Below are 19,252 nucleotides of genomic sequence, written 5' to 3'. Positions count from 1 at the left end.
CATTTACTGGTCCTCATCAACGGGCCTGCGTTTTCGATGAATCCTTCTGTGTGCTGTCAGCGCTTGAGCACTATTGCAGACCTTTCCACATAGCCGCAGTTCCTCATCCTCTCCGACCACGGTCACGCTACAGGTTTCTGGACCGCCGTGGATTCTTTTTTTGTGATTTGACAGAGTTCTAGTACTCTTGCAGACCATCCCGCATGATCGTTGCAGGCCATCCTCGCCGACCACTTTCGCGCCACAGGTTTTTTGCCCGGAGTGGTCTCTGTTTTTGTGAGATGACAGGACCTTAGCATTCTTGCAGACTTTGCCGCATAGCTGTTGCCGACCATCTTTCCCGACCAGAGTCACGTTGCAGGTTTGTTGCCCGGTGTGGTTTACTCTTTTGTGATACGCAAGGGCTTGAAGATTTTTGATGGCCTTTCCACATAGCCGCGCTTGGCCATTTTCCCCGATCTCGATTGCGCTACAGGTTTGTAACCCGCTGTGGTATCTTCTTTTGTGATCCGACAGGGCCTGAGCATTCTTGCAGACCATTCCGCATGGCCGATGCTGGCCATCTTCCCCGACCACTGATGCACTGCAGGTTTTTTGTCCGGAGTGTTGTCTGGTTTTGTGAGATGACAGACCTCTGGCATGCTTGCAGATTTTCCCGCATGGCCGCAGACGGCCATCTTCCCCGATCACGTTTACGTCACAGGCTTTTTGGCTGCTGTGGTATCTTCTATTGTGATCCGTCAGGAATTTAGCGTTCTTGCAGACTATTCCGCATAGCCGTCGCAGGCCATTCTCCCCGACCAAGGTCTTGTCACAGATTGTTTGCCCGGTGTTGTCTTTTTTTTTGTGATCTGGCAGGGCTTTTTGACAATATGAAGTTCCTCCGGGAGGCGATCCTCCGGGAGGCGATCCTCCGGGAGGAAAACAGCTATTATCAGGTATTGGCCAATCATTATTGAATGGCCCGGTAGTGGCATTTGTAGAGGTGGCCTCTGCACTCATTGAGTGCAGGGCAACCCCATCTAAGGCGACCCCGTCCAGGGCGACCCCGTCGAAAAAGTTGTAGCTATTGGCTGTGTTGCCATCAATGCTATGCGCCAGCAATAGTGCGCCAGAATAGCATTGGAGTTGAATTTCAGGGCGGACATTGAGCGTACCAAAAAGCAGGCGCCCCGGGGAATCTATAGTATCTACAGGATTAAAATGACCCACGCAACCAAAGCAGTATCCATTGGCTAAATGAGGGCATGAGCTTTGTTTGGGGGAAATTCCTGCGTAGCCTGTCGAACTTTCTACGGAATTCAGCAGCCATCCAGAGGGCTCTCTGCTACTGTATGATAGTCTGTATCTACAAACGCCATTACAGGGGGAGACGAAACAATCTAAACCCAATGTATGTTGGTGTTGTTGAGGGTCTCCATTACCACCGGCAGAATCAGAATAAAGGAAGCCGGTAAAAGAACCTGTAGGGCTGGCGTTTGCCGGTGGGGCCTGCTGGTCGGCTGATGCTGATTGTGATGGGCTATCTCCGGAATCAGGCGCAGTAGTGATGGCTGCAAACGTATGAATCTGGCCCGTCTGTCGTTCAATCGGCTTAAACAGCGGTGAATGGGGGGACCAGTAGCTTTTTAAAAGCCAAACGACAACCAATTCTACAGGTAACCATGAATAAAAATTGGAGTTCAGGAGAGTGCCTTTGGTGGTCAGGATCAGTTCACATGCAACCAGCAGGTTTGTAGCGTAAAGCCGCTGCCATGAAATTGACCCGATAATGGTCGTTTTTACTCCGTAGTTGATTTGTCTGTGTCGTTTATTGTCAGAGAGCGAAGCTGATGCTTCATGTCCGCATGTATCGACAATGTCTAACGGAGTGACTGGCAGTGTCAGACGGTCACGCTTAATAGAAAATCTCTGGTTTGGAAAACCACCGTTCTGTTCAGGCTCAACAGTATAACGTCCTGTCCACGGTTCTGCCTGACAGACGACAGACAACGGCAGTAGCAGCACTGCAGCAAAGAGTAAGTGTTTAATAATTCTATCCTTGCTTTCTGGTCTACAGAGAGGAAGGATAGATCAAGAAAATTAGCGTGGTTTTTTATTAAAAAACTTCTGTCAGAAGTTAAAGTTTTCACAGGGCAAAATTTTATGAAACGGCTGGAGTCAGATCGTTACTTACTCACTTTACCTTCATTGATGTCTGAGGCCATCGTCAGGCTTCCATCAACAGGATTGCGTTTTCGGTGTGTTCTTTTGTGATCCGACAGGGCTTTAGCACTCTTGCAGAGCTTACTGCACGGTCGCTGCCGACCATCCTCCCCGACCACAGTTATGTCGCAAGTTTTTTGCCCGGAGTGGTGTGTTCTTCTGTGTTCCGACAGGACTTTAGTATTTTTGCAGACCTTTCCGCATGGTCGCTGCTGACCATCCTTCCCGACCACTGTTATGTTGCAGGTTTGTTGCCCGCTGTGTTGCGTTCTCTTGTGATTTAACAGTGCTTGAGGATTTTTAGAGACCTTTCCGCATGGCCGCTGCTGACCATCCTCCCCGAGCATTGTTAATTGACAGGTTTGTTGCTCCCTGTGAATGCTGCTTTTGTGAGTCGACAGGGCTTTAGCATTCTTGCAGACTGTCCCGCAAGGCCGCTGTTGGCCACCCTGCCCAACGACGTTTACGTCACAGGTTTGTTGCCCGCTGTGGTGTCTTCTTTTATGATCCTTCAGGGCTTGGTAACTGATGCAGACACTCCCGCAAGGCTGCTGCTGACCATCTTTCCCGATCTCGGTTACGCCACAGGTTTGTAACCCGCTGTGGTAACTTCTTTTGTGATCCGACAGGGTCTTAGCATTCTTGAAGACCCTTCCGCATGGCCGCTGCTGGCTATCTTCCCCGACCACGGTTGCATTACAGGCTTTTTGTCTGGAGTGGTGCCTGGTTTTGTGAGATGACAGGCCTTTGGCATGCCTGCAGATTTTCCCGCAGGGCCGCAGACGGCCATCTTCCCCGATCACGTTTATATCACAGACTTTTTGGCTGCTGTGGTATCTTCTATTGTGATCCGAGAGGAATTTAGTGTTCTTGCAGACTACTCCGCATAGCCTTCGCAGGCCATTCTCTCCGACCAAGGTCTTGTCACAGAGTTTTTGCCCAGTGTGATCTTTTCTTATGTGATCTGAGAGGGCTTTGGCATTCTTGCAGACTAACCCGCATGCTCGTTCCTTACCATCTTTCCCGACCATTCTCGCGTAACAGACTTGTTGCCCGGTGTGGTCTCTTTTTTTGTGATCTGACAGGATTTCATTATTTTTGCAGATCCTCCCACATGGCTGCTTCTGGCCATCCTCCCCGACTAAAGTCAGGTCACAGATTTTTTGTCTGGTGTGAACTCTGCTATTGTGATCTGGCAGGGATTTTTGACAATATGAAGTGCCTCCGGGAGGCGTTCCTCCGGGAGGAAGACAGCCATTCCCTGGCATTAGCCACTTACTATTGAATGGCCCGGTAGTGGCATTTGTAAAGGTGGCCTCTGCACCCATTGAGTCCAGGGCGATCCCGTCTGAGGCGACCCCGTCTGAGGCGACCCCGTCGAAAAAGTTGTAGCTATTGGCTGTGTTGCCATCAATGTAATGCGCCGACAATAGTGCGCCAGAATAGCATTGGAGTTGAATTTCAGGGCGGACATTGAGCGTTCCAAAAAGCAGCCGCCCCGGGGAATCTATAGTGTCTACAGGATTAAAATGACCCACGCAACTAAAGCAGTATCCATTGACCAAATGAGGGCATGAGCTTTGTTTGGGGGAAATTCCTGCGAAGCCTGTCAAACTTTCTGCGGAATTCAGCAGCCATTCAGAGGGCTCTCTGCTATTGGATGATGGTCGGAATCTACAAACGCCATTACAGGGGTAGACGAAACAATCTAAACCCAATGTATGTTGGTGTTGTTGAGGGTCTCCATTACCACCGACAGAATCAGAATAAAGGAAGCCGGTAAAAGAACCTGCAGGGCTGGCGTTTGCCAGTGAGGACTGCTGGCCGGATGATTCTGATGTTGATTGTGATGGGCTATCTCCGGAATCAGACGCTGTAGTGATGGCTGCAAACGTACGAATCTGGCCCGTCTGTTGTTCAATCGGCTTAAACAGCGGTGAATGGGGGTTCCAATAGCTTTTTAAAAGCCAACCGACAACCAATTCTAGAGGTAACCATGAATAAAAATTGGAGTTCAGGAGAGTGCCTTTGGTGGTCAGGATCAGTTCACATGCAACCAGCAGGTTCTTAGCGTAGAGCCGTTGCCACGAAATTAACCCGATAATGGTCGCTTTTACTCCGTAGTTGGTTTGTCTGTGTCGTGTATTGTCAGAGAGCGAAGCTGATTCTTCGTAGCCGCATGTATCGACAATGTCTAGCGGAGTGACCGACAGTGTCAGACGGTCACGTTTAATAGAAAATCTCTGGTTTGGAAAACTACCGCTCTGTTCAAGCTCAACAGTATAAAGTCCTGTCCACGGTTCTGCCTGACAGACGACAGACAATGGCAGTAGCAGCACTGCAGCAAAGAGTAAGTGTTTAATAATTCTATCCTTGCCTTCTGGTCTACAGAGAGGAAGGATAGATCACGAAAATTAGCGTGGTTTTTTATTAAAAAACATCTGTCAGAAGTTAAAGGTTTCACAGGGCAAAATTTTAGGAAAGGGCTGGCGTCAGATCGTTACTTACTCACTTTACCTTCTTAATGTCTGAGGTCATCGTCAGGCCCCCATCAACAGGCTTGCGTTTTCGATGTGTTCTTTTGTGATCCGACAGGGCTTTAGCACTCTTGCAGAGCTTTCTGCACGGCCACTGCCGACCATCCTCCTCGACCACGGTTACGTCGCAGGTTTTTTGCCCGGTGTGGTGTGTTCTTTTGTGTTCGGACAGGACTTGGGCATTGTTGCAGACCTCTGCGCATGGTCGCTGCTGACCATCCTTCCCGACGACTGTTGTGCTGCAGGTTTGTTGCCCACTGTGTTGTGTTCTTTTGTGATTTAACAGTGCTTGAGGGTTTTTGCAGACCTTTCCGCATGGCCGCTGCTGACCACCCTCCCCGATCATTGTTAATTGACAGGCTTTTTGCTCCCTGTGAATGCTGCTTTTGTGAGTCGACAGGGCTTTGGCATTCTTGTAGATTTTCCCGCAAGGTCGCTGTTGGCCGTCCTGCTCAACGACGTTTACGTCACAGGTTTTTTGCCCGCTGTGGTGTCTTCTTTTGTGATCCTTCAGGGCTTGATAACTGATGCAGACCCTCCCGCAAGGCTGCAGCTGACCATCCCCCCCGGCCACCGGTAAAAGGCAGGTTTGTTGCTTTTTGTGAAACCTGCTTTTGTGAGCCGACAGGGCTACGAGATTCTTGCAGACCGCTCCGCAAGGCCGCGGCTGGCGATCCTGCCCGACGACAATTTCGTTACAGGTTTTTTGCCCGGTGTGGTACTTGCTTTTGTGCATTGACAGGGCTCTGGCATTTTCCAAGACCTTACCGCAGAGTCGCTGCTGGCCATTCTCACCGATTATAGTCACGATACAGGTTTGTTGCTCGGTGTGGTGTCTTCTTTTGTGATCCGTCAGAGCCTGAGCATTCTTGCAGACTGTCCCGCAAGGGTGCGGCTGGTGATTCTTCCCGACCACGAATAAGTGACAGGTTTTTTGTCCAGTGTGGTATTTGCGTTTGTGTGCCGACAGGCTTTTAGTATTCCTGAAGGCCTTCCCGCAGACTCGCAGTTGGCCATTCTTCCCGACTATGGTCACCTCGCAGGTTCGTTGCCCTCTGTGCATTGTGGTTTGTACTGTGTCTTTCCGGTAAAAATGAGGTTGGTTCTGACCCTGTTGTGAAGACTCTGTTGTTTGTTGTGTTTCTGAAGTCCCCACTGGAGGAGGGGAATGGATGCGGGTAAAGGAGATTGTGGTTTCTTCGAGAGGGCAATGTTTATGCAGATTGAGTAAACCGTTGATTACTATCAAATCATCAGGGGAGGCAGTCACATTCCCGGGCGCTCCTGCATCATCAGGCTGATGAGTCTGAGGCTGAAAGGGTTGGCAGGATGCATATTGGCACTGACTGGCAGCGAGTTCATTCAATATTTCGAAAGGCGGGATTTGCCGGGAATCTGTAACGTTTAAAGAATCAAAACCACTTCTGCAACTACAGGGCAAATGAGGATGTGTGCTTTGTCCGGGTGCTGCTTCTGTGTGGTCTGTCGAAGTTTCTTCGGAATTCAGCGTCCATTCATAGGGCCCTCCGCTAAAGGATGATGGTCGCAATCGACAAACGCCATGACAGGGGTTGACGAAACAATTTAAATCTAAGGTGTGTAAGTCTTGTTCAGGGCCTTCGTTACCATTGCCAGAGTCAGAATGCAGAAGATGAGTAAAGTAGCCCGCAGGGCAGGTAATGGCTTGTGAGGCTTGCTGGCCGGATGATTCTGATGACGGGTATTTTGACGGATTATGTCCGGAACCAAATATTGTATTGATGGTCGCAAATGGCTGTCTTCCCTGTTTCAACATAGATGCCGTCTGTTGTTCAATCGGGTTGAAAAGCAGTGAATCGGGGTTCCAATAGCTTTTTAAAAGCCAACCGACAACTACTTCTACAGGTAACCATGAATAAGGGTTAGAATCTAGAGGAGTGTCTTTGATGTTCAGGACCAGTTCGTAAGCGACCAGCAGATTTGTGGTGTAGAGCCATTGCCATGAAGTCGATTCAATGATGCTCGTTTTTACTCCGTAACTGAAGTGTTTGTGTTGTCTATAATCGGGTGGTGAATCTGATCCTGCATAGCCGTTTGCTTCGGTAATGTCTGATGGGCTGGCCGACAATGTATTACGGTTACGCTTTATAAAAAAGTTTTGCTTTTGAGATCCTGTACTCGGCTCAAGATCAATAGTAAATCGTTCTGTCCACGGTTCGGCCTGACAGATGACAGACAAAAACAGTAGCAGGAAAAGCATTGCAACAAAGAGTAAGAGTCTAATAATTCTAGACCTGCTTTTAGTTAACAGAGAGGAAGGATAGATCAAGAAAATTAGTGTGTTTTTCCATTTAAATCTTCTGTTAGAAATAAAAGGCTGCACAGGGTAAAACCTGATGAAAGGCAGGAGGCAGGTCGTTACTCACTCACTTTACCTCCTTAATGACTGAGGTCATCGTCCAGGCCCTCAGCAGCAGGTTTGCGTTTTCGATGTATTCTTTTGTGATCCGACAGTGCTTTAGCGTTCTTGCAGAGCCTTGCGCATGGCAGCAGCTGGCCATTCAACCCGATCACGGTTAAGTTACAGGTTTGTTGCTCTGTGTGTTCTTTTCTTTTGTGATGCGACAGAGCTGAAGAATTTTTGAAGACCTTCCCGCATGGTCGCCGCTGACCATTCAACTCGACGACGGTTACTTTGCAGGTTTGTTGTTTGCTGTGTTGTCGTCTCTTGTGTTCCGTCAGAGCATGATTATTGTTGCAGACCTTTCTGCATGGTTGTGGCTGACCATCCTCCCCGACCACTGTTATGTTACAGGTTTGTTGCCCGGTGTGATGTCTTTTTTTGTGATCCAACAGGGTTATGGCATTCTTGAAGATCTTTCCGCATGGCCGTTGCTGACCATTTGCCCCGACTTCTGTTATGTTGCAGGTTCGTTGCCTGCTGTGTTGTCTTCTTTTGTGATCCGTCAGGGCTTTAGCACTCTTGCTAACTGCCCCGCAGGGCCGCGACTGGCCATCCTGACCGAAGACAGCTACGTCACAGGTTTGTTGCCTGTCGTGGTGTCTTCTTTTGTGATCCGTCAGGGATTGGGCATTGTTTAAGACCGTTCCGCATGGCCTCTGCTGACCATCCTGCCGAACTACTGATTCGTCGCAGGTTTGTTGTCCTGTGTGTTCTTTTCTTTTGTGATAATCTAAGGCTCGAGCATTTTTCCAGACCGTCCAACATGGCCGCTGCTGACCATCCTCTGCGACCACTTTTAAATGACAGGTTTGTTGCCCTCTGTGGAGACTACTTTTGTGAGACGAAAGGGCTTTAGCACTCTTGCAAACTACCCCGCAAGGCCGAGGCTGGCCATCCTGGCCGACGACAGTTACGATACAGGTTCGTTGCCCGCAGTGCTGTCTTCTTTTGTGATCCGTCAGGGTATGGGTATTTTTACAGACTTTTCCGCATGGTCGCGACTGGCCATTCTCCCTGACCACAATTAAGTGGCAGGTTCGTTGCCCACTCTTGTCTTTGGTTTGTACTTTGCCTGTCCGGGAAAGATGAGGTGGGCTTTGACTCAATTGTGATGATCCCGTTGTCGTTTGTTGTGTTTCTGAAGTTCCCATTGGGGTGGTGAAATGGGCAAGCGAAAAGGAAGTTACGTTTTTTTCGGGAGAACTATGTCTACCCAGATTGAGTAACCCGCTGATTATAATCAAATCATCAGAGGTGGCAGACACATTCCCGGGCAATTGCGTATCGTCAGGCCGATGAGTCTGGGGCTGAGAGCCTCTGGCGGTTAAAGAATCAAAATTACTAATGCAACCGGGTGCTGCTTCAGTGTTGTCTGTCGAATTTTTTTCGGAATTCAGCGTCCATTCAGCGGGCCCGCTGCCATCGGATGCTGGTCGTAATTGACAAACGCCGTGACAGGGGTAGACGAAACAATTTAAACCTAAAGTGTGTGAGTCTTGTTCGGGGTCTTCGTTACCATTGCCAGAGTCAGAGTACAGAAAATGAGTGAAATAGCCCGTGGGGTAGTTAGTAGCTTGTGGGGACTGTTGGCCCGATGATTCTGATGATAGGTATTGTGGTGAATTATGTCCGGAGCCGAACATTGAAGTAATGATCACAAATGGCTGATCCTCCTGTGTCAAGATAGATGCCGATTGTAGTTCAATCGGTTTAATCACGGGTGAATCGGGGTTCCAATAGCTTCTTAAAAGCCAGCCGACAATCACTTCTACAGGTAACCATGAATAGTCATTGGAATTTAAGGGCGTGCCTTTGATGGTCATAATCAGTTCGTAAGCAACCAGCAGATTCGTGGTGTAGAACCATTGCCATGAAATCGACTCAATGAGGGGTGTTTTTACCCCATAACTGCAGGGTTTATGATCAGGCAGAAAATCTGATCCTGTAAAGCCGTTTTTTCCGATAATTTCTGACTGATTGACCAAAAATGTACGACGGTCATTCTTTATAAAAAAGTTTTGCTTTTTAGCTCCTGAACTCTGATCAAGGTTGACAGTAAAACGACCTTTCCACGGTTCGGCCTGAGCGGGAACAGACAATGGCAGCTGCAGAAACAGCAATGCAGTAAAGAGTAAGTGTCTAATAATTCTATCCTTGCGTTCTGGTATACAGAGAGGAAGGATAGATCAAGAAAATTAGTGTGATTTTCTATTAAAAACCTCCTGTCAGCAATTAAAGGCTGCACAGGGAAAAAGCTCATGAAAGGGATTGAGTCAGATCGTCACTTGCTCACTTCACCTTCTTGAAGACTGAGGTCATCGTTTTGGTTCCCGTCAGCAGGTTTGCGTTTTCGATGCATTCTTTTTTGATCTAACAGGGTTCTGGCATTTTTGCAGACCTTATCGCGTGGGCGCTGCTGACAATCCTCCCCAGCCACTGTTGAGTGACAGGTTTTTTGCTCCCTGTGGATTTTACTTTTGTGAGTCGAAAGGGCTTCGGCATTCTTGCAGGCTACCCCGCAAAGCCGCGGCTGGCCAAGCTGCCCGACCACTATCATGTCACAGGTTTTTGGCCCGGTGTGGTATCTAGTATTGTGTTGCGTGATGGCTTTAGCATTCTTGCAAACTGCTCCGCAGGGCCGAGTCTGGCCATCCTGGCCGACGACAGTTACGTCACAGGTTCGTTGCCTGCTGTGGTGTCTTCTTTTGTGATCCGTCAGGGCATGGGCATTATTACAGACTTTCCCGCATGGCCTCTGCTGACCATCCTGCGCGGCCACTGATATGTCGCAGGTTTGTGGCCTGCTGTGGTGTCTTCTTCTGTGATCCGTCAGGGCCTTGGCATTCTTGCAAACCGCCCCGCAGGGCCGAGTCTGGCCATCCTGGCCGACGGCAGTTACGCCACAGGTTCGTTGCCCGCTGTGGTGTCTTCTTTTATGATCTGTCAGGGCCTGGGCATTATTACAGACTTTCCCGCATGGCCTCTGCTGACCATCCTGCGCGGCCACCGATATGTCGCAGGTTTGTTGCCTGCTGTGGTGTCTTCTTCTGTGATCCGACAGAGCTTTAGTGGTCTTGCAGACCGTTCTGCACAGCTGCAGCTGACCATCCTTTTTGACGACTGTTAAGTGACAGCTTTGTTGCCCGCTGTGGATACTGTTTTTGTGAGATGACAGGGCTCTGGCATTCTTGCAGAATGTCCTGCAGGGCCCTGGCTGGCCATCCTGCCTGATGATGGTTACGTCACAGGTTTGTTGTTTGCTGTGGTGCCTTCTTTTGTGATCCGTGAGGGCTTGGGCATTGTTACAGACTTTCCCACATGACCGCGACTGGCCATTCTCCCTGACCACAATTAAGTGGCAGGTTCGTCGCCCACTCTTGTCTTTGGTTTGTACTTTGCCTGTCCGGGAAAGATGAGGTGGGCTTTGACTCAATTGTGATGATCCCGTTGTCGTTTGTTGTGTTTCTGAAGTTCCCATTGGGGTGGTGAAATGGGCAAGCGAAAAGGAAGTTACGTTTTTTTCGAGAGAACTATGTCTACCCAGATTGAGTAACCCGCTGATTATAATCAAATCATCAGAGGTGGCAGACACATTCCCGGGCAATTGCGTATCGTCAGGCCTATGAGTCTGGGGCTGAGAGCCTCTAGCGGTTAAAGAATCAAAATTACTAATGCAACCGGGTGCTGCTTCAGTGTTGTCTGTCGAATTTTTTTCGGAATTCAGCGTCCATTCAGCGGGCCCGCTGCCATCGGATGCTGGTCGTAATTGACAAACGCCGTGACAGGGGTAGACGAAACAATTTAAACCTAAAGTGTGTGAGTCTTGTTCGGGGTCTTCGTTACCATTGCCAGAGTCAGAGTACAGAAAATGAGTGAAATAGCCCGTGGGGTAGTTAGTGGCTTGTGGGGCCTGTTGGCCCGATGGTTCTGATGATAGGTATTGTGGTGAATTATGTCCGGAGCCGAACATTGAAGTAATGATCACAAATGGCTGATTTTCCTGTGTCAAGATAGATGCCGATTGTAGTTCAATCGGTTTAATCACGGGTGAATCGGGGTTCCAATAGCTTCTTAAAAGCCAGCCGACAATCACTTCTACAGGTAACCATGAATAATCATTGGAATTTAAGGGCTTGTCTTTGATGGTCAGTATCAGTTCGTAAGCAACCAGCAGATTCGTGGCGTAGAGCCATTGCCATGAAATCGACTCAATGGTAGTCATTTTTACCCAGTAAGCGCAGGGATTCTGTCGATTATCATTAGGCGGAAAATCTGATCCTGCATAGCGATTTGTTTCAGTAATGTTTGACGGGTTTTCCGACAATATACGACGGTCAATTTTTATAACAAAGTTTTTATTTTGAGATCTTTTACTCTGTTCAAAGTCGACTTTGAGACGTCCTGTCCACGGTTCAGCCTGACAGACGACAGGTAATGACATTAGCAGCCAAAGCAGTGCAGAAAAGAGTAAGTATTGAATAATTCTATTCTTGCGTTCTGATGTACAGAGAGAAAGGATAGATCAAGACAATTAGCGTGTTTTTCTATTAAAAACCTTCTGTCAGAAACTAAAGGCTGAACTGGGCAAATCTTCATGAAAGGGTTGGGGTCAGATGGTTACTTACTCACTTTATCTTCTTGAAGACTGAGGTCACCGTCCAGATCCTCATCAGCAGGTTTGCGTTTCCGATGCATTCTTTTGTGATCCGCCAGAGCTTTAGCAATCTTACAGAGCTTTCCGCATGGTTGCTGCTGGCCATCCTCCCCGACGACAGATACTTCACAAGTTCGTTGCTTGCTCTGGTGTCTTATTTTGTGATTAATCAGGGCCTGAGTATTATTGCAGACCTTCCCGCAAGGTCGCTGTTGGCTATTGCTCGCGACTATGTTCACGTCACAGGATTGTCGCCCCCTGTGGTATCTTCTTTTGTGATCTGACAGGGCTTTAGAATTCTTACAGAGCTTTCCGCATGGTTGTTGCTGGCCATTCAACCCGATCACGATTAAGTTACAGGTTTGTTGTCCTGTGTGTTCTTTTCTCTTGTGATAATAAAAGGCTTGAATATTTTGCCAGACCGCCCCGCATGGTCGCTGCTTACCATCCTTCCCGAACACTGGCATATCACAGTTTTTTTGTCCGCGGTGGGTGCTGCTTCTGTGAGACGACAGGGCTTGAACATTGTTGCAGACCTTCCCGCATGGCCACTGTTGGCCATCCTCCCCGACGACGGTTACGTCACAAGTTCGTTGCTTGCTGTGGTGTCTTCTTTTGTGATTATTCAGGGCCTGAGTATTATTGCAGACCTTCCCGCAAGGTCGCTGTTGGCCATTCTTCGCGACTATATTCACGTCACAGGATTGTTGCCCCCTGTGGTATCTTCTTTTGTGATCCGCCAGGGCCAGGGCATTGCTGCTTATCTTCCCGCATGGCCTCTGCTGACCATCCTGACCGACCACTGATATGTCGCAGGTTTGTTGCTCGGTGTGGTGTCTTCTTTTATGTTTCCACAGAGCTTTAGCAGTCTTGCAGACCGTCCTGCACGGCTGCTGCTGACCATCTTCCCTGACCACTGTTAAATAACAGGTTTGTTGCACACTGTGGATGCCGCTTTTGTTAGACGACGGTAATACGGTATTCTTGCAGACTACTCCGCAAGGTCTTGGCTCGCCATCCTGCCCAACGACGGTTACGTCAGAGGTTTCTAGTCCGGTGTGGTTTTTTCTTTTGTGAGCTAACAGGACTTGAGTGTTTAAGCAGATCTTCCCGCATGGTCGCTGCTGACCATCCTCCCCGACCACCGCCAAGTGACAAGTTTGTTGTACCCTGTGGATGCTGTTTTTGTGAGACGACAGGGCTTTAGCATTCTCGCAGACTGCCCCACAGGGCCGCAGTTGGCCATCTTGTCCAACGATGGTCACGCCACAAGTTTGTTGTTCGCTGTGATCTCTGGTCTGATTTGTGGCTGTCCGGGAAAGAGGTTGGTTCTGACCCGGTTGGGATGATCCAGTTGTTTGTTGTATTTCTGAAATCCCCGTTGGAGGGGCAGAATTGTTGAGGGCAAAGGAGGTTCTGGTATCTTTGAGAGGAAACTGCTTACGTAGATTGAGTAACCCATTGATTATAATCAAGTCATCATTGCTGACAGGCAAATTATTCGATGTATCGAAAGGTGGGATTTGTCGGGAATCTGTAGCGTTTGAAGAATCAAAATCACTTATGCAGCTCAAGCAGTTACCATCCGTCAAATGAGGGCGTGAGTTTTGTTCGGGTGCTGCTTCTGTGTGGTCTGTCGAATTTTCTTTGGAATTCAGTACCCATTCAACTGGCCCGCTGTCATCGGATGCTGGTCGGAATCGACAAACTCCACGGCAGGGATGAACGAAACAATTTAAACCTAAAGTGTGTGAGTCTTGTTCAGGTTCTTCGTTACCGTTGCCAGAGTCAGAATACAGACGATGAGTGAAATAGCCTGTAGGGTTGTTAGTAGCTTGTGGGGCGTGCTGGTCGGATGATTCTGATGACTGGTATTGTGGAGGGTTATCTACGGAGCCATACATTGCTTTGATGGTCGTAAATCGCTGATTCCCCTTTTTCAAAATAAATGTAGCCTGTTGTTCAATCGGGTTAAACAGCTGTGACTCCGGGTTCCAATAGCTTTTTAAAAGCCAGCCGACAATCACTTCTAGAGGTAACCATGGGTAAGGACTGGAATTTAAGGGCCTGTCTTTGATGGTCAAGATCAGTTCGTAAGCAACTACCAGATTCACGGTGTAGAACCATTGCCATGAAATCGATTCAATAATGGTCGTTTTTACCCGGTAATCGCAGGCTTTATGTTGTTTATCCTCAGGCGGAGAGTCTGATCCTGTATAGGGGTTTGTTTTGGAAATTTCTGACGGGGTGCCCGACGATGTATTGTGGTCAGGATTTATACAAAAATTTTGCTTTTGAGATCCTTTACTCTGCTCAAGATCGACAGTAAAACGTCCTGTCCACGGTTCGGCCTGACAGTCGACAGAAAACGGAAGTAGCAGAAACAGCAGCGCAGTAAGGAGTAAGTGTTTAATAATTCTATCCTTGCCTTCTGGTTTACAGAGAGGAAGGATAGATCAAGACAATTAGCGTGCTTTTCTATTAAAAACCTTCTGTTAGAGATTAAAGGCTACACAGAGCAAAATCTCATGAAAGAGCCAGAGTCAGATCGTTACTTACCCATTTTACCTTCTCGATAACTGAGGTCATTGTACTGGCCACCACAAGCAGGTTTGCGTTTTCGATGTATTCGTTTGTGATCGGAAAGGACTTTAGAATTCTTGCAGACCTTTCCGCATTGTCGCAGCTGACCATCATCCCCGACCACTATCAAATGACAGGTTCGTTGGACCCTGTGGATGCTGCTTTTGTGAGTCGACAAGGATCCAAAATTCTTGAAAACTACCCCGCAAGGCCGCGGCTGGCCATCCTGCCCGACGATAGTTAAGTCACAGGTTTGTTGTCCGCTGTGCTGTTTTCTTTTGTGATCTGACAGAGCTTGAACATTGTTGCAGATCGTCCTGCATGGACGCTGCTGACCATCCTGCCCGATGACGGTTACATCACAGGTTTGTTGCTTGCTGTGGTGTCTTCTTTTGTGATCCGTCAGGGCTTGAGAATTGTTGATGACCTTCCCGCATGGCCGCCGTTGGCCATCCTCCCCGACCACTGTCAAGTGACAGGTTTGTTGCCTGCTGTGGTGTCTTCTTTTGTGATCCGACAGGGCTTGAGCATTTTTGCAGATCTTTCCGCATGGTCGCGGCTGACCATCCTGCCCGACGACGGTTAGGTGACAGGTTTCTTGCCCGCTATGTTGTCTTCTTTTGTGATCCGCCAGGGCTTTAGCATCGTTACAGGTCTTCCCGCATGGTCGCTGCTGGTCATCCTGCCCGATGACGTTTACGTTACATGTTTTTAGTCCGGTGTGGTATCTGCTTTTATGAAACGACAGGAATTTAGCATTTCTGCAGACCCTCCCGCAGGGGCGCTGTTGGCCATTCTTCCCGACTATCGTCGTGTCACAGGTTCGTTTCCCTGTGCGATCTTTGATTTGCTTTGTGCGTGTCCGGGAAAGTTGAGACAGGCTCTGACCCGGTTGGGATGATCCTGTTGCTTGTTGTGTTTCTGAAGTTACCACTGGAGAGGGCAAATGGGTAATCGTAAAGGAAGTGACGGTTTCTGCGAGAGGATTATGCTTGCGCAGATTGAGTAACCCGCTGATTATAATCAAGTCATCAGCGGTAGCAGATACAATCCTGGGCATTTCTGTATCATTGGGTTGATAAGCCTGAAAGCGTCGGCAAGAATCGAAGTGGTGCTCAGTGGCAGGCAGATCATTCAATGTATCAAAAGGCGGGATTTGGCGGGAATCTATAGCGTTTGAGGAATCAAAATCACTTATGCAACTCAAGCAGTGTCCATCAGTCAAATGAGGGCGTGAGCCTTGTCCGGGTGCTGCTTCTGTATGGTCTGTTGAATCTTGTTCGGGATTCAGCGACCATTCAGCGAACCCGCTGCTCTGGGATGCTGGTCGGAATTGACAAATGCCATGACAGGGATGGATGAAACAATTTAAACCTAAAGTATGTGAGCCTTGTTCAGGGCCTTGGTTACCGTTACCAGAGTCAGAATACTGAAAATGAGTGAAATAGTCTGTAGGTTTTTTATTGGCCTGTGGGGCTTGTTGGCAGGATGATTTTGATGACGGGTGTTGTGATGGGTTATTTACGGAGCCAAACATTGTAGTGATAGTCGTAAATGGCTGGCCCCCCTGTTTCAACATAGATGCCGACTGTTGTTCAATCGGGTTAAACAGTGGTGAATCGGGGCTCCAATAGCTTTTTATAATCGAGCCAACAACCACTTCTACAGGTAACCATGAATAAGGATTGGAATTGAAGGGCATGTCTTTGATGGTCAGGATCAGTTCGTAAGCAACCACCAGATTTGTAGCGTAGAGCCATTGCCATGAAATAAACTCAATAATAGTCGTTTTTAACTCGTAACCGAAGGATGTATGTCGTTTATCATGTGGCGGAAAATCTGACCCTGAATAGACTTTTTTTTCGATGATGTCTAACGGGTCTCCTGACAATGTACGACGATCACACTTTATAAAAAAGTTTTTCTTTTGACTTTCTGTAATCTGCTCAAGATCGACAGTAAAACGCCCTGTCCACGGTTGAGCCCGAGAGAGCGCAGACAACGGCAGTAGCAGAAACATCAGTGCAGTAAAGAGTAAGTGTTTAATAATTCTATCTTTGCGTTCTGGTATACAGAGAGGAAGGATAGATCAAGACAATTAGCGTGCTTTTCTATTAATAAACTTCTGTCAGAAACTAAGGTCTGCACAGGGCAAAATTTCATGAAAGCTTTGGATTCAGGTCGTTACTTAATCACTTTATCCTCTTGATGACTGATGTCATTGTCCAGGTCCCCGTCAGCAGGTTTGCGTTATCGATGTATTCTTTTGTGATCCGACAGGGCTTGAGCATCCTTGAAGAGCTTTCCGCATGGTCGCTGTTGACCATCCTCCCCGACCACTGTCAAGTGACAGGTCCGTTGCTGTCTGTGAAACCTGCTTTTGTGAGCCGACAAGGTTCTGGCATTCTTGCAGACTGCCCCGCAAGGCCCTGGCCGACGATCCTTACCGACGACGGTTGCGTCACAGATTTGTCGCCCGCTGTGGTGTCTTCTTTTGTGATCCGTCAGGGCCTGAGCATTGTTGCAGACCTTCCCGCATGGCTGCGGCTGGTCATTCTCCCCGGCCACAGTTAAGTTACAGGTTAGTTTTCCTGTGTGGCATGCTCTCTTGTGATTCAAGAGGACTTGAATATTGTTGCAGGTCTTCCCGCACGGCAGTTGCTGGCCAGCTTCCCCAACCACAGTCACGTCACAGGTTTGTTGTCCTGTGTGTTCTTTTCTTTTGTGATACAACAGGGCTTTAACATTGTTATAGACCTTTCTGCATGGCAGCTGCTGACTATCCTCCCCGAACACCATCATGTCACAGATTTTTTTCCTGCCGTGTTCTTTTCTTTTGTGATACGACAGAGCTTGAGCATTGTTGCAGACCTTTTTGCATGGCAGCTGCTGACCATCCTCCCTGAACATTATGAAGTCACAGGTTTTTTGCCCGCTGTGGTATCTGCTTTTGTGTCCTGCCAGAGCTTTAGCTGTCCTGCAGAGTTCCCCGCATGGCTGTGGCTGGCCATTCTTTATCACTGTTGTATGACAGATTTGGTGCACCCTGTGGATGCTGCTTTTGTGAGACGACAGGGCTTTAGCATTCTTACAGACTAACCCGCAAGGCCGCTTCTGGCCATCCTGCCCGATCAGGGTTACGCCACAGGTTTGTTGCCCGCTGTGGTGTCTTCTTTTGTGATCGGTGAGGGCTTGAGCATTTTTGCAGAACATCCCGCATGGCCGCTGCTGGTTATTCTCCCCGACCACGGTTAAGTCACAGGTATGTTGTCCTGTGTGGCTAAACCTTTTGTGAGCTGACAAGGCTTGAGAGCCCTTGAAGATCTTCCCGCATGGAAGTCGCTGGCCGCTTTTATCAATCAGGGGCATGTCACAGGTTTGTTGCCCTGTGTGTTCTTTTCTTTTGTGATACAACAGGGCTTGAGCATTTTTGCTGACCGTCCCGCATGGCCGCAGCTGACCATCCTCCCAGACCACGATTAAGTCGCACTTTTGTTGTCCAGTGTGGCATCTTCTTTTGTGAGCGTTCACGGCTTTGATACTGTTGAAGAGCTTCCCGCAGGGTTGCTGTTGGCCATTCTCCCCGTCTGTGGTCACGTCACAGCTTCGTTGCACAATGTGGTTTGTGCTTTGTGCTGTGTCTGTCTGGGAAAAGTGAGGAGGGCTCTGACCCAATTGCGATGATTCTGTTGTTTGTTGTGTTTCTGAAGTCCCCAATGGAGAGGGCAAATGAGTGGGTGTAGAGGAAGTTGAGGTTTCTTCGAGAGAACCATTTTTACGTAGATTGAGTAACCCATTGATTATAATCAAATCATTAGAAGTGGCTGGTGCACTCCAGGACATTTGCGCATCACCAGGCTGATGAGCCTGAGGCTGAAAGGTTTGGCTGGAAGCGTGCTGGCTTTGAGTGGCGGGGAGATCATTCAAAGTATCGAAAGGCAGGATTTGTCGGGAGTCTGTAACCTTTAAAGAATGAAAGTCACTTATGCAACTCAAGCAGTGTCCTTCCATTAAATGAGGGCATGAGCTTTGTCCGGGCGCTGCTTCTGTGGGGTTTGGCGAATTTTCTTCGGAATTCAGCATCCATTCAAAGGGCCTGCTGTTATCGGATGCTGGTTGGAATTGACAAACGCCATGACAGGGATGGACGAAACAATTTAAACCTAAAGTGTGTGACTCTTGTTCAGGGCCTTCGTTACCGTTGCCAAAGTCAGAATACAAAAGATGAGTTAAATAGCCTCTAGGTATGTTATTGGCTTGTGGGGCTTGTTTGCCGGATGATTCTGATGACGGGCGTTGTGACGTGTTATGCCCGGAGCCAAAAATTGTAGTGATGGTCACAAATAGCTGACCCCCCTGTCTCAATATAGATGCCGCTCGTTGTTCAATCGGGTTAAACAGCGGTAAATCGGGGTTCCAATAGCTTTTTAAAAGCCAGCCGACAATCACTTCTACAGGTAACCATGAATAAGGATTGGAATTTAAGGTGGTGTCTTTGATGGTCAGGATCGGTTCATAAGCAATCAGCAGATTAGAAGCGTAGAGCCATTGCCATGAAATCGACTCAATGATAGTCGTTTTTACTTCGTAACCGATGTGTTTATGTCGTTTATCATAAGGCGGAAAATCTGATCCTGTATGGTCGTTTATTTCGGTGCTTCCTGACGGGATGCCCGTCAATGTGTAGCGGTCACTCTTTATAAAAAAGTTTTGCTTTTGAGAACCTGTGCTCTGCTCAAGGTCTGCAGTAATACGTACTGTCCATGGTTCCGGCTGACAAACCAAAGACAACGGCAGTAACAGCAAAAGCAGTGCAGTAAAGAGTAAGTG

Annotated in this window: 8 protein-coding genes; all 8 read right to left on the bottom strand. The window is 48.2% G+C overall.

What is annotated here, in order from left to right:
* Positions 1 to 3: 3 nt before the first annotated feature.
* The 8 genes from P6910_RS21620 to P6910_RS21585 all read right to left on the bottom strand — a co-directional run bounded on the left by P6910_RS21620 (position 4) and on the right by P6910_RS21585 (position 19,213).
* The gene (locus P6910_RS21620; protein ID WP_317143330.1) at positions 4 to 1,992 is read right to left on the bottom strand and encodes a hypothetical protein; all 1,989 of its coding nucleotides are present in this window, start codon (positions 1,990 to 1,992) and stop codon (positions 4 to 6) included.
* A 176-nt stretch (positions 1,993 to 2,168) separates the two neighbouring features.
* Positions 2,169 to 4,529, bottom strand: coding sequence for a hypothetical protein (locus P6910_RS21615; RefSeq protein WP_317143329.1), 2,361 nt, complete (start codon positions 4,527 to 4,529; stop codon positions 2,169 to 2,171).
* Positions 4,530 to 4,713: 184 nt separating this feature from the next.
* Complete coding sequence (locus P6910_RS21610; RefSeq protein WP_317143328.1) at positions 4,714 to 6,960, bottom strand: hypothetical protein; 2,247 nt, start codon at positions 6,958 to 6,960, stop codon at positions 4,714 to 4,716.
* A 200-nt stretch (positions 6,961 to 7,160) separates the two neighbouring features.
* Positions 7,161 to 9,284, bottom strand: coding sequence for a hypothetical protein (locus tag P6910_RS21605; protein ID WP_317143327.1), 2,124 nt, complete (start codon positions 9,282 to 9,284; stop codon positions 7,161 to 7,163).
* 182 nt (positions 9,285 to 9,466) lie between these two features.
* Positions 9,467 to 11,626: a hypothetical protein gene (locus P6910_RS21600; RefSeq protein WP_317143326.1), complete on the bottom strand. Its 2,160-nt coding sequence runs from the start codon at positions 11,624 to 11,626 to the stop codon at positions 9,467 to 9,469.
* A 176-nt stretch (positions 11,627 to 11,802) separates the two neighbouring features.
* Positions 11,803 to 13,953: a hypothetical protein gene (locus P6910_RS21595; protein ID WP_317143325.1), complete on the bottom strand. Its 2,151-nt coding sequence runs from the start codon at positions 13,951 to 13,953 to the stop codon at positions 11,803 to 11,805.
* 437 nt (positions 13,954 to 14,390) lie between these two features.
* Positions 14,391 to 16,424, bottom strand: a complete 2,034-nt coding sequence (locus P6910_RS21590) for a hypothetical protein (protein ID WP_317143324.1) — start codon at positions 16,422 to 16,424, stop codon at positions 14,391 to 14,393.
* A 248-nt stretch (positions 16,425 to 16,672) separates the two neighbouring features.
* The gene (locus P6910_RS21585; RefSeq protein WP_317143323.1) at positions 16,673 to 19,213 is read right to left on the bottom strand and encodes a hypothetical protein; all 2,541 of its coding nucleotides are present in this window, start codon (positions 19,211 to 19,213) and stop codon (positions 16,673 to 16,675) included.
* Positions 19,214 to 19,252: the final 39 nt, after the last annotated feature.

It is taken from the genome of Endozoicomonas sp. 8E, from assembly GCF_032883915.1.
Classification (GTDB): Bacteria; Pseudomonadota; Gammaproteobacteria; order Pseudomonadales; family Endozoicomonadaceae; genus Endozoicomonas_A.
Note: the sequence above shows the minus strand (reverse complement) of the source record. Positions and strands in the feature narration are given on the sequence as shown.

Bases quoted from the DNA above. Each gene is read 5' to 3' on its own strand.
- P6910_RS21600 (WP_317143326.1), bottom strand. From the start codon at position 11,626: ATGTCATTACCTGTCGTCTGTCAGGCTGAACCGTGGACAGGACGTCTC.